10 protein-coding genes and 1 pseudogene are annotated in these 12,580 nt (G+C 67.9%); 4 read left to right on the forward strand and 7 right to left on the reverse strand.

What is annotated here, in order from left to right; all coding sequences use genetic code 11:
- Positions 1-10: 10 nt before the first annotated feature.
- The 7 genes and pseudogenes from tssG to CSC70_RS00235 all read right to left on the reverse strand — a co-directional run bounded on the left by tssG (position 11) and on the right by CSC70_RS00235 (position 6,820).
- Positions 11-1,099 carry a type VI secretion system baseplate subunit TssG gene (gene tssG / locus CSC70_RS00205; RefSeq protein WP_162454627.1) on the reverse strand — a complete coding sequence of 363 codons (1,089 nt, stop codon included), beginning with the start codon at positions 1,097-1,099 and terminating at the stop codon, positions 11-13.
- Entirely contained in the window at positions 1,063-2,892 is a 1,830-nt protein-coding gene (gene tssF / locus CSC70_RS00210) for a type VI secretion system baseplate subunit TssF (RefSeq protein ID WP_162454628.1), read from the reverse strand. The genes tssG and tssF overlap by 37 nt, the downstream gene beginning before the upstream one ends.
- Positions 2,893-2,894: 2 nt before the next feature.
- On the reverse strand, positions 2,895-3,386 hold the full coding sequence (tssE, locus tag CSC70_RS00215) for a type VI secretion system baseplate subunit TssE (protein ID WP_162454629.1): 492 nt from the start codon (positions 3,384-3,386) through the stop codon (positions 2,895-2,897).
- Between the two features lie 132 nt (positions 3,387-3,518).
- Positions 3,519-4,043, reverse strand: a pseudogene (locus CSC70_RS00220) (Hcp family type VI secretion system effector); the annotation flags it as partial.
- 118 nt (positions 4,044-4,161) lie between these two features.
- Positions 4,162-5,655 (reverse strand): type VI secretion system contractile sheath large subunit, encoded by a 1,494-nt coding sequence (tssC, locus tag CSC70_RS00225; protein WP_162454631.1) that lies wholly within the window; start codon positions 5,653-5,655, stop codon positions 4,162-4,164.
- A 3-nt stretch (positions 5,656-5,658) separates the two neighbouring features.
- On the reverse strand, positions 5,659-6,162 hold the full coding sequence (tssB, locus tag CSC70_RS00230) for a type VI secretion system contractile sheath small subunit (RefSeq protein ID WP_162454632.1): 504 nt from the start codon (positions 6,160-6,162) through the stop codon (positions 5,659-5,661).
- 43 nt (positions 6,163-6,205) lie between these two features.
- Positions 6,206-6,820 carry a tetratricopeptide repeat protein gene (locus tag CSC70_RS00235; RefSeq protein ID WP_211369382.1) on the reverse strand — a complete coding sequence of 205 codons (615 nt, stop codon included), beginning with the start codon at positions 6,818-6,820 and terminating at the stop codon, positions 6,206-6,208.
- Positions 6,821-7,114: 294 nt separating this feature from the next.
- On the opposite strand from CSC70_RS00235, the gene tssJ reads away from it, so the two are divergent.
- From tssJ to CSC70_RS00255, 4 genes are all read left to right on the forward strand, one after another.
- Positions 7,115-7,765, forward strand: a complete 651-nt coding sequence (tssJ, locus tag CSC70_RS00240; RefSeq protein WP_162454633.1) for a type VI secretion system lipoprotein TssJ — start codon at positions 7,115-7,117, stop codon at positions 7,763-7,765.
- A 68-nt stretch (positions 7,766-7,833) separates the two neighbouring features.
- Positions 7,834-9,165 (forward strand): type VI secretion system baseplate subunit TssK, encoded by a 1,332-nt coding sequence (gene tssK, locus CSC70_RS00245; protein WP_162455297.1) that lies wholly within the window; start codon positions 7,834-7,836, stop codon positions 9,163-9,165.
- Positions 9,166-9,181: 16 nt separating this feature from the next.
- Positions 9,182-9,973 carry a DotU family type IV/VI secretion system protein gene (locus tag CSC70_RS00250; protein ID WP_162454634.1) on the forward strand — a complete coding sequence of 264 codons (792 nt, stop codon included), beginning with the start codon at positions 9,182-9,184 and terminating at the stop codon, positions 9,971-9,973.
- 13 nt (positions 9,974-9,986) lie between these two features.
- Positions 9,987-12,566 carry a type VI secretion system Vgr family protein gene (locus tag CSC70_RS00255; RefSeq protein ID WP_162454635.1) on the forward strand — a complete coding sequence of 860 codons (2,580 nt, stop codon included), beginning with the start codon at positions 9,987-9,989 and terminating at the stop codon, positions 12,564-12,566.
- Positions 12,567-12,580 lie beyond the last annotated feature (14 nt).

Genomic DNA, 12,580 nt, shown 5'->3' on the forward strand with positions numbered 1-12,580 from the left:
AAAGCGCTGGCTACTGCAGCGCGTGGATGGTGTAGCGGGTGTCCGAGCGCTGTTGCGACTGCGACCGGGTGGTCAGATAGGTGTCCCAGCCGAGGCGGACGCCGTTGTCCTTGTCCAGCGCGCTGCCGCCGACGTCCTGCGCGTTCAGCACCAGCCGCACTTCGTATTCCAGCGTCACCCCGGTCAGCAGGGTCACCCACTTGGCCAGCGCCTTGGCCGCCTGGCCGTTGGGCAGGAAATCGTCGAAATCGCGCCGATCCAGCGGCCCGACCCACAGCCGCAGGCGCAGGTCGCGCTGCCAGACCCGGTCGCCGGCCAGCGCCGATGCGCCCAGCCGCGCATTGCCGAGGCCGAGCCGCGTGCGCGCCTGCGCCGGCACCGGATACCAGGCACCGACGAACTGCTCGACCCGGATATCGGCGCGGAAGTAATCGGACAGGATGCGCTGCAGTTGCGCCGCCGACACCGGATGCTGGCGGATGGCGCCGGCATAGTGGGCGACCGCGGGATCGAACACGTCGCCTTCGCCATCGACCATGCGTTCGCGCAGCGCGCGCTGGCCCATGCCGGCCAGCGCCAGCACCAGCGGCAGGAAGCGCTCGCGCTGATCCATCTCGTACTGCACCGGCAACCGGTACTTCTTCCACGCGGCGTAGTGCAGCAACGCGGCGCGGTTGAGGAAGATGTCGAGAAAGGCGCGCGGCGTGCGGTCGCGTTCGTAGATCTCCCGCTGCGCCAGCAGCTCGGTGTAGTGGCTCGGCAGCACGCCGTTGGCGCCGAGCAGGCCGATGAAGGCCGGCGTCAGCTGCACCTGGCCCAGGTTCTCCATGGTCACCGCATGGTCGATCGCCGCATCCTTCTCCAGCCGCACGCCGTCGCCGGAGTACGACTCGATGTGCTCGATCTCGCTGGGCGGAAACGCCAGCGACACGCTGTTGCGGAAACGCACCCGCGCCGGCAGCGGATCGTTGCCGCTGTTGGCCTGGCGGCGGAACAGGTGCTCCAGCACCCGCATCGCCTGGAAGAAACCGAAGCGGTGCGGGTCGCGCAGCAGCCGTTGGGCTACGCCAGGATCGACTCGCCGTTTCGCGGTTTGCATTCGATTAGGACCTCGCCGGAGCCGGCAGATTTCAACACCAGTTGGGTAAAGCTGTTGGCATGCACGTACAGGCCGAAGAAGCGGTCCATCACCGCGGCGAACACACCGACGCCGTTGCCGACGAACCCGCTTTCGTCGATGTCCAGGACGATCCTGACCCCGCGCACCACGCTGCCGAAGCGCTGCCCGCTCAGCCACAATGTTGCCGGCTCCTGGGCCAAGCCGACGATGCCTTCGATCTGGCGCCCGGTTACCGCCGACTGCGACAGGTCGTACAGGCGCAGCATTTCCTTCAGCGCCGGCAGCCCGCTCTGGGTCAGCGACAGGGTGTTCAGCGACAAGTGCGAGATCAACCGCCACTGCGCGCCGCGTCCGCGCGCGAAGCGCAACGTGGGCGTCGGCTTGCGCAGCAGCGAAATCGTCCGCGCCGGGCTGCCGCCCTCCAGGCTCAGGTCGCCGCCGGACACGCCGTAGGCCAGCTGTGCCGGCAGGTCGCGGTTGGTGCAGCTCAGCTCCAGGCTGACCACGTCGGTCTGCGGCGCCGCCGGGTCGAAGTTCAGGTCGACGAAGGACAGTTCGGTCTCGTGTCCGGGACTGCGCCGGGCCACGTCGGCGTCGCGCCGGGACAACCAGTACTGCGCGTTGCGGTCCGGATCCTCGCCGTGGTTCAGCGAATAGAACGGGCGGAAACGCACGATCTGTTCGCCCTGCGGGGTCTGCCGCACGCGCTGCACCGAGTCGATCGAATACACCTCGTAGGCGAAGGCGCGGCGGGCGTCGGCCACCACCGGGTAGCTCTCGGTCTCGTGGGTGATGCGGATCGGTTCGCCATGCATCGGGAACAGGTTGACCACCGGCGTGCAGCCGCTGCGCAAGTGTTCGGGCGCCAGCGCCTCCAGCGTGCGCGCGCCCGCCGTTTCGCCCGGCGAACCGCGCAGCACCAGGTGCAGGACGAAGGCCTGCCCCGGCGTGCGCGGCAGCATCGACAGGTCGAGGTCGAAGAATCCGAATTTCTCCGGGAACGCGAACAGTTCGGTCAGCAGGCGGTAGGCCGGATGCGAACGCGCAGGGAAATCGATCAGCGCCTCGTCTTCGGCGAATCCCACTTGCCGCAACGGCACGGCCGGCAACGGCAGCCACTTGCCGGTGCCGGCCGGTTCCAGATACGCCTGCAGCACCTGCATCGACAGCGCATCGCGCAGCGCGGCGCGGAACGAGGGCTCGCCGTCCACGAACAGCCGCAGGCGCGCGGGCCAGCGTGCGGAGGCGTTTTCGCCCAGCAGATCGAAGCCCAGCGAAATCTGCCCGCCGCTACCGGCCGGCAGGCTGGTGGCCATCGGCGGATCGGCGACCACGAGATAGTCGGCGCGGCTCACCCGCAGCGGCGCCAGCAGCACGTCGTAGGCGGTGCGGAACCGGCAGCTCACCCCACGCACCTGGCGCGACTGCAGCACGGTGCCACGCGGCACCTGCACCGGCGCGCTCAGCTTGGACAAGGCCGGCCCCATGTCGAAGCAAGCGATCGAGCAGGACGGGAACGGCCGCAGGTAATGCGGATACAGCACTTCCAGCAGCGCTTCGGTGAATTCCGGGTAGTCGTCGTCGATCTTCTTGGAAATCCGCGCGCCGAGCAGGGCGAACGACTCGATCAGGCGTTCGACGTGCGGATCCTGGCTGCCGTCGGCCGACAACAGCAGCCGGTTGGCGATCTTGGGGTAACGTTCGGCGAATTCGCGTCCGTAGCGGCGCAGGTGCGACAGCTCGCGCTCGTAATAGGGCAGCAGGTCTTCCATCGCTACGCCGCCGCGGATGCGCGCCGCGCACGCTTGATCGAATAGTGGTTGGTGCTGGTCTGCAGCATGGCGTCGAAGCTGATCGGCTCGCGCGCCGGCTGGGTGTTGAGCAGGCCGTGGATGCTGAAGTGCAGCGCCGAGGTACTGCGCAAGCCGGTGTTGAACGCGACCTTGACGTTCGCCAGCCGCGGCTCGTGCCGCGCGATCGCCTGCTCCAGCGAGCGGCAGATCGCCGCGCGGTCATAGGCGTTGGCCAGGCTCATGCCGGAAAAGTCGCGCAGGCCGTAGGTCATCAGCGACTGCCGGCAATGCGGGAAAGCTTCAAGCTGGTCCTCGTCGTAGGCCGCACGGCTGTTCAGCAGCCCCTCCAGGTCACGTGCCACCGATTCCTTGTACTGTTCCAGCGACACCGACTTGAACGTGCCGGCCGCCGCCGCGCTCTTCGGCGCGTCGTCCAGCAGCTTTTCCAGCAGGCTGGGCTCGAATCCCTTCATCCCCGGTTGCGCCCCGCTTCCTCGTTCGCGCCGGCCGGCTTGCGCCAGTCAGCGGCCGTTGCGGCTCCGTTGCGGAACCGGTACTGCACGAAAGTGCGGCGGCGGAGTCCACGCCACCGCACGGTTGCAACATCAGACGCTGTGCGTCGGCTTGTTGAGCGTCGGGCTCCACTGCGCGACCGCCTTGCCGCCGATGCCGCCTTCCGGCCTCTGCTGCTGGTAGGTCCACTTGATGGAACCGAAGCTCAGCTGGACGGTTTCCTGCGGGATGCCGTCGGAACCGACGCTGATGGTCACGCGGTGCACCAGTACGTTCAGCAGTTCGACCAGGTAGTAGTTGATCGCCTTGCCGTCCTTGTCGGCACGGTAGAACTCGATCCGGGCCTTGGGGAAGGTGGTGCCGTTGGCCGCCGCCTGGTGCAGGGCGGTGGTCGACAGGTCGATCTGCTTGACGATCTCGATCGGCGACATCTCCACGCGGGCGGCGGTGTTGCCACCGACGCTGGAAGCGGTCGCCGAACGCGGCTGCAGTACGTCCTGGGTGAAGGATTCGATCTCGATCCAGTCCTTGTGCTCCTGGTCTCGCGACTCGCCCTTGATGGTGTCGATGTTGAGAAATGCATGCTGCATGATCTGGTTTTCCTTTGTTCCGTTCTTCCATGAGTAGGTGGACCGGGCGTGCGCCCGGCGATTGGACTACGCAAAGCGAAATGCACTACGTTGCCAAACAGCAGGGTCTGCGCCCCCTTGATCGAACAGGTACCGCCAAAACCGGTTACGACTTCTTGGCCGCCGCCGGCAGTTCTGCCACCAAACGCAGCGAGACGGAAAGTTCGTCGAGCTGGAAATGCGGCCTGAGGAAGGCCACCGCGCGGTAGACGCCGGGCTTGCCCGGCACTTCCGAAACCTGGATCGAGGCCTCGCGCAGCGGGTACTGCGCCTTGGCTTCCTGGGTCGCGTTGTCGTCCAGCAGCACGTACTGGGCGATCCAGCGGTTGAGGAAATCCTCGACATTGCCCACCGAGGCGAAGCTGCCGATCTTCTCGCGCATCATCGCCTTCAGGTAATGGGCGATCCGCGAAACGGCGAAGATGTACTGCAGCTGCGCCGACAGGATCGCGTTGGCGTTGGCCGCGTCGGTGTTGTACTTCTTGGCCTTCTGCGCCGACTGCGCGCCGAAAAACGCGGCGTAGTCGGTGTTCTTGCAATGCACCAGCGGGATGAAGCCGAGGTCGCTGAGCTCCTTCTCGCGACGGTCGGTGATGGCGATCTCGGTCGGGCACTTCAGCGCGACCTCGCCGTCGTCGGTGCGGAAGGTATGGGTGGGCAGCCCTTCGACCAGGCCGCCGCCCTCCACCCCGCGAATCGCCGCGCACCAGCCGAAATCCTCGAACGCCTTGGTCAGGCGCGCGCCGAAGGCGTAGGCGGTGTTGCACCACAGGTACTTGCCGTGGTCGCTGCCGTCGACGTCCTCGACGTAGTTGAATCCCTCGACGCTGGTGCCGTCCTTCGGGTTGTACGGCAGCCTGCCGAGGAAGCGCGGCAGGGTCAGGCCGACGTAACGCGAGTCTTCGGAGTCGCGCAGCGACTTCCACTTGGCATACTCGATGGTGTCGAACACCTTGGCCAGGTCGCGCGGCTTGCCCAGCTCGGTGAAACTTTCCAGGCCGAACATCTCCTCGTTGGCGGCGGCGATGAACGGCGCGTGCGCAGCGGCGGCCACGTGCGACATCTGCTCGGTGAAGTACATGTCCTCCGGCTGCCGGCCGATGTAGTAGTCGCCGAGCAGGGCGCCGAACGGCGAACCACCGAAGGTGCCGAATTCCTCCTCGTAGACCTTCTTGAACAGCGCGCTCTGATCGAAATCGATCGCCGACTTGAAATCCTTGACCAGGTCCTTTTTCGGCGAGTTGAACACCTTGATCTTCAGCATCGAGCCGGTCGAGGTCTGCTCGCACAGGTAGTGCAGGCCGCGCCAGGTGCCTTCCAGCTGCTGGAATTCGGCGGCGTGCATGATCGCGCTGACCTGCTCGGAGATCAGCCGGTCGAGCTCGGCCACCCGCGCGTCCAGGGTCAGGTTGAGGTTGTCCGAGACCACCACGGTGCCGTCCAGCACCTCGCGTGCCAGTTCGGAAATGATGTCGCGGGCGCGCTCATGCTCGGCGCGCGACTTGGCGACCTTGCTCTGCTCGACGATCTGGTCGAGCAGTCCCAATTCTTCGACCGCTGCGCCCGGCTGGGCGGCGGCGCTGGTTGCGTTGGCGCTCATCGCTTACTCCTGGTTCCCGGACTGGCCGAGCTTCTTCAGTTGTTCGGTGTTGTTCAGCACGTCGGTCAGCAGGTCTTCCAGCTTCTCGTTGCCGGCCAGCTTGTTGCGCAGGTCGGCCAGCTTGGTCCGCGCTTCCAGCAGCTTGCGCAGCGGCTCGACCTGTTCGACCACGGATTCGGGGCGGAAGTCCTCAAGCGATTTGAACTTCAGCTCGACCGCGAATTCGCCGCCTTCGTCGCTGAGCTTGTTCGGCACCCGGTACACCGCGCGCGGGGCCATGCCCTCGAGCACCTCGTCGAAGTTGTCCATGTCCACCTCGACGAACTTGCGGTCCTTGATTCGCGGCAGCGCCTCCTCGGGCTGGCCGCTGAAATCGCCGAGCACGCCGACCACGAACGGGATTTCCTTCTGTTCGATCGCGTCGCCCTTCTCCACGTCGTAGGTGAGCTGGACCCGCGGCGGACGAATCTTCTGCAAACGCTTCTGGACGCTTTCCTTCTTGGCCATTTCCGGTATCTCCGTTGTTGCTTGCGTGACGGGGCCAGGCGCCTCAGTTGCCGCCGAGCTTGTTGAAGGGGTCGCCGCTGGCCGGCTTGGGCGCCGGGGCAGGCGCAGGCTTGGGCGCGGGCGTCGCGCTGCGACGACTGCTGCGGCGCGTGCTGCGCGGTGCCGGTGTCGGTTTGGCGATATCGACGATTTCGTCGCCCATGATCGAGCGCATCGATTCGGCCAGCTGCTTGGCCTCGCTGCGCGCGCTTTCGCTGGACAGTGCGCCGCCGGCCTGTAGCCGTTTCAGCGATTCGCCGGCGACCCGGAATCCGCCCAGGGTCAGCACGCTGTCGGCGACCAGGTCGCCGGGATCGCGCTGCAGGGCTTCCTGGGCGGCGACGATGGCGCGGCCGTAGCTGCCGGCATCGAACTGCAGCTGCGCACTGCGCACCCACGGATCCTTCTGGGTCGGATCGGCCTGCGCGGCCAGGTCGAAGGTGCGGATGGCCGAGTCGATGGCGCCAGCGCCGACTTGCGCCTCGGCTTCCGACATCAGGCTGGCATATTGAGAGACGCCGGTTTTCGTGCCGCCGGTGCTGGTGCAGCCGGAAACGGTCAACACCAGCACGGCAGCCGCCAGTGCGGGCGCACGAAGGAACGGGTATACGGATCGCATCAGCGAACTCCTCCTTAAGTTCTTCACGTTGAATTCCCTTCAACTCGTCCGGCCGGAGTCGATGTGACATCCACCGGATGCAAGGCGAGCATCAACCCGCCATCGGTCTGTTTATAGTAACCTCACATGCAGCCGTCAAGCAGAAAATGTGACGGTATTATCGGCTGACGGCCAAGGACACGGTATCAGGCTGCGGTGGCGAAAGTGTTGCTGTCGCCGCATGCGGGTATCGAAACCGTCCGCTCTGGATGGCGCTTCCGGTGTGGAAGCGTGGCGGCAAAGGATGGCGACGACATGGATGATCGCGTAAATGTGAGTTTTGTCCGCGGGCTGCGCTCGCGACTTGCGGCTTTCCCGCACCGCATCTGCTTTGTCCTGCTGCTGGGCATGCTGGCCGGCTGCGTCAGTTCCGGCGATGCCCGCGACTCCGGCGGACTGATCGACAAGGCCTTGCAGGTGGTCGGCCTGAAGAAGGACGACGCGCAGCCGCAGTTCCGCACCATTCCATTGCGCCTGTACGCCGGCACCAACCTCAATGCCGCCAACGACGGCCGTGCGCTGGCCCTGGTGGTGCGGGTCTACCAGCTGCGCGACGGGCAGCGGTTCGAACAGGCGCCGTATTCGGCCTTCCTCGACGAGGATGCCGAGCGCAGCGCGCTGGCCGAAGACCTGATCAGCGCCAGCGAACTGGTGCTGCAGCCCGGGCAACGCCACGAGACCAGCATCCGCCTGCCGCCCGAAGCGGCGCGGCTGGGCGTGGTCGCCCTGTTCCGCGCCCCGGCGCCGGGACGTTGGCGGATGAGCTTCGATGGCGCCGGCGCCGCGCGCGATGGCATCACCATCGGCCTGCACGCCTGCGCCCTGACGACTTCCAGCGCCGCGTTGACCACGCAGTTCAACGGCGCGGCGCACAGCCTGACCACCGCGCATTGCGCAAAGGACTGAACGATGCCCACCGGCCGCTTCCCGATTCCACGCACTCCGCATCGCGCCACGAGGTCCGCGTGAGCCGCATGTCGAAGATCTTCTGGGGCGAAGGACTGTTCCTGCGCCCGCAACACTTCCAGCAGCAGGACGCCTACCACGAGACCCGCCTGCGCGACACCGCAGCGACCCTGCACCCGTACGCCTGGGGTCTGCGCGACTGCAGCTTCGACCTGCAGAGCCTGGCCAGCGGCGTGCTGCGCCTGTTGCGGCTGTCCGCGGTGTTTCCCGATGGCGAACCGTATTCGGCGCCGCAGGACGACGAACTGCCCGAACCGCTGTCGCTGGCCGAGCTGCCGGCCGGGGTGTCGGCGACCACCATCCACCTTGCGGTGCCGTTGCTGCGGCCGCACGGCGGCAACTGCGGCACCGACCCGGACGGCGCATCGCGCTTCGTCCAGGCCAACCGGGTCACGCCCGACCTGTACACCGACGCGGCCGAGGCCGAACTGGGCTACCTGCGCAAGACCGTGCGCCTGCTGACCGACGACGACGCCCGCGACGCCTTCAGCGCGCTGCCGATCGCACGGGTGCGGCGCACCCCGACCGGCGGTTTCGAACTGGACGCCGATTTCGTCCCGCCCTGTCTGTCGATCGCCGCGGTGCCGGCGCTGATGCTGGACCTGCGCCGGCTGCTGGACGCGCTGCAGGCCAAGACCGACGCGCTGTACGGCATCCACCGCGAACCGTCGCAGCACATCGTCGAGTTCCGTTCCGGCGACATCGCCTCGTTCTGGCTGCTGCACACGGCCAATGCCGCGCATGCCGCGCTTTCGCACCTGTACCACCATCCGGGACTGGCGCCGGAGCGGCTGTTCCAGGAGCTCTCGCGGCTGGTCGGCGGCTTGATGACCTTCTCCAAGGCCTACCGGCTGGCCGACCTGCCGCGCTACCAGCACGCGGCGCCGCAGGCCGGGTTCGACACCCTGTTCGCGATGATCCGCGAACTGCTGGACACGGTGATTTCCGAGCGCTATTTCTCGATCAACCTGAGCGAGGTCAAGCCCTCGTTCCACTTGGGCCGCATCGACTCGCAGCGGATCGACGCGCGTTCGGCCTTCTACCTGGGCGTGGCCGCCGACCTGCCGGGCAACGAACTGGCCCAGAGCGTGCCGGTGCGCTTCAAGGTCGGCGCGCCGGACGACGTGGACAAGTGCGTGCTGTCGGCCCTGCCGGGGGTCAAGCTGACCCACGCGGCGCAGGTGCCGGCGGCCATCCCGGTGCGCCCGGGCAGCCAGTATTTCGCGCTGGAACCGCACGGCCCGCTGTACGAACGCATGCTCAAGTCCGAATCGATCACCATCTACGTGCCCTCGGGCATCCGCGAACTGAAGCTGGAACTGATCGCCCTGACCCAGTGAGACACCACCCACGCCCATGACCCCCGCCAACCTGCCCCCCGTTCCGAAATCGATCCCGACCGGCACCGAAGCCGATGCCGCCATCGACGGCCGCGCCGCCGCGCCGCCGCGCCGGCTGCTGGACCTGATGTTCGACGGCTTCTACCTGCTGATGCTGCTCAAGCGCGGACAGCTGCCGAGCGACGAGGAAAAATTCGTCGAATCGGTCCGCCAGTTCCTCGACCGGGTCGAGCGCGGCGCGAGCAAGCTGGGGATCGCCTCGGAAGACACCTACGCAGCCAAGTACGCCTTCTGCGCGGCGGTCGACGAAGCCATCCTCAGCCAGCCCTCGCCGTTGCGCGAAAGCTGGGAGCGCAATCCGCTGCAGCTGCGCCTGTTCGGCGAGCATCTGGCCGGCGAGCATTTCTTCGACCGCCTAGAGGAACTGCGCGCGCAGGGCGGGCCGCGGCTGGCCTCGCTGGAGGTCTACCACTACTGCCTGCTGCTGGGCTTCGAGGGCAAGTACCGGCTGGAAGGCCCCGAGAAGCTGGGCTACCTGACCGCGCGCCTGGGCGACGAGATCACCTTCCTGAAGGGCAAGCGCGTGGGGTTCGCCCCGCACTGGCCGCCGCCGGACAGCGTCGCCCATGCCCTGCGCCGGATCGTGCCGGTGTGGGCGCCGGCGGTGCTGCTGGCGGTGTTCGGCGTGCTCGGCTACTTCGGCGTCAACGCCCTGCTGGCGCGCGATACCGAACAGAAGCTGGCCGCCTATCAGGATGTGGTGCAGCTTCCGCCCAGCACCGCGCACGTCACCATCACCCTGCCATGAGGGCACTACGGATATGGATATCCTCGAACGCTGGCAACAGGCGCTTGCGCCGCTGGCCCGTCTGCGCGGCGAGTCCCGGCTGATCAGGTTGCTGGCCGCGCCCGCCGGCCAGCCATCGCCCGCCCTGGATGCGCTGATGCACGCTGCCGTGCTGGAGGGCTTCTCCGGCCGCGAAGCGGTGTGCGAGCCATTCCGCTTTCGCGTCCGCCTGCTCGCGCACGACGCCGGGCTGGACCTGGCCCCGTTGCTGGGCCAGCCACTGGGACTGGAGCTGCGTTGCGCCGATGGCGGCACGCGGCGCTGGTTCGGCCTGGTCACCGAAGCCGGCAGCCTCGGCAGCGACGGCGGCCTGGCCCGTTACGCGCTGACGCTGGAACCATTCACCGCGCTGCTGCAGCTTCGCCGCAACGCATTGATCTTCCAGGACCGCGACGTGCAGGGCATCGCCGAACAGGTGCTGGCCGACTATCCGCTGGCGACGCTGCGCTGGGAGGCCACCCAGGCCTTGCCGGTGCGGCCGATCACCATCCAGTTCCGCGAGTCCGATTTCGACTTCCTGACCCGGCTGCTGGCCGAAGCCGGCCTGGCCTGGCATTTCGAGCACGGGGCCGACGACGCACCGGCCGGACATGCCTGGGTGGTGCGCGATCGCGAAGCGCCGGTGCCCGACGGCGGTCGCGTGCGCTTCCACCGCATCGACGCCACCGAGGACGGCGATGCCGTCAGCCGCTTCGCCAGCCGCCGCCAGGCGGTGCCGTCGGCGCGCGCCGTGGCCAGCTGGCACAGCGAACGGCTGGCCGTGGTGTCCGCGTCCAGCCAGGCCGATGCCGATGCCCTGCCCGAACGCGAGGTGTTTTCCCTGCCGCGCGATGGCCGCTTCGCCGACGACGCGCAGGCCGTGGCCGACCTGCAGCTGGATGCGTTGCGGGTGGCGCAGACCGTGCATGCCGGCGCCGGCAGCGAACGCCGGCTGCAACCGGCGATGACCCACGCCCTGAGCGGCCATCCGCGGCAGGCGCAGCCGTTCGTGCCGCTGGTGATCGAACACGATGCCCGCAACAACCTCGGCGGCGGCATGGTCGAGCTGCTGTCGGCATTGGGGTTGTCCATCGACGGCCTGGAACGCGGCAGCTACCGCAACCGCTTCCTGGCGGTGGACGCCGGTACCGCCCTCGTCCCGCGCGATGCGCCGCGCCCGCGCGTGCACGGGCCGCAGACCGCGCGCGTGGTCGGCCTGCCGGACGATGCGCTCACCCCCACCCGCGGCCATCAGGTGCGGATCCAGTTCCCGTGGCAGCGTGGCGCTTCGCCCCACCCCGGCGGGCTGTCCGACACCGGCTCGTCCGCCACCCCCGACGGCCATGCGCCCGGCGATGCGACCAGCGGCAGCTGGGTACCGGTGGCCGAGTGGCTGGCCGGACCCAACTGGGGCAGCCACTTCCTGCCTCGGATCGGCGCCGAGGTACTGGTCGAGTTCCTGCACGGCGACATCGACCAGCCGCGCGTCACCGGTCAGCTGTACAACGGCCAGGTTGAACTGCCGTTCGCCGCCGGCATCGACGGCGCGGCCAACCACCCCGGCACCCTGAGCGGCCTGCACACGCAATCGCATGACCAGAGCGGCAGCCAGCAGTGGCTGCTCGATGACGCCCCCGGCCAGCTGCGCACCCGCCTGCACACCAGTCTGGCCCAGACCCGGCTGGAGCTGGGCTATCTGGTCGAACACGACAACGGCCATCGCGGCGGCCTGCGCGGACTGGGCTTCGATCTGGCAAGCCAGGGCTGGGGCAACCTGCACGCCGGCCGCGGCCTGCTGCTGTCGACCACCGCACGGGCCAACGCAGCCTCGACCCAGCTGGACGTGGCCGAAGCCGTCGCCCAGCTCACCGGCGCCGAGCGCACCGCTCAGGCCCTGCACGAGACCCTGCTGCAACAGCAAGTGCCGGGGCTGGAGGCCAATCCGCAACAGACCGCACTGCGTCAGGCCATCGACCCGGCCGAACAGGGCAAGTACGGCGGCTCGGTCAATGGCCAGTCGGCCACCAAACCCGCTGCCGGCGCCCGCGAGGGCGGCGATCCCGTGGAGGCCTTCGCCGATCCCCGCCTGCTGGCCGAGACCCCCGAGCGCATGGCCTGGGTCACCCCGGCTAGCGCCGTGGCCTTCGCCGGCAATACCCTGCACCTGACCGTGCAGGACGATGCCCACCTGGCCGCCGCGCAAACCGCCTCTGCCGTCTCCGGCCGTCACGGCGCGCTCTACGCCCACGCCGACCTGCGCGCCATCGCCGCCAATGGACCGCTCAGCGTGCAGGCCCACACCGGCCCGCTGGAACTGCTGGCCGACCAGTCGGTCACCCTGACCGCCAACGACACCCGCATCGACGTGCTGGCCAAGGACAGGATCGTCCTGCAAGCCGGCCAGACCGCCATCACCCTGCAAGGCAGCGACATCACCTTCGCCTGCCCCGGACAGTTCACCGTCAAGGCCAGCCAGCATCCGTTCCTGGGGGGTGAGAGCGGCGATTTGAAGCTCTCCCTGCCGGATGGACTGGTACATATCGATCCGGAACGGATGCTCGATTTCTCCGGCTAAGACCTACAACCCAT

Source organism: Pseudoxanthomonas kalamensis DSM 18571, assembly GCF_010211745.1.
Lineage (GTDB): Bacteria > Pseudomonadota > Gammaproteobacteria > Xanthomonadales > Xanthomonadaceae > Pseudoxanthomonas_A > Pseudoxanthomonas_A kalamensis.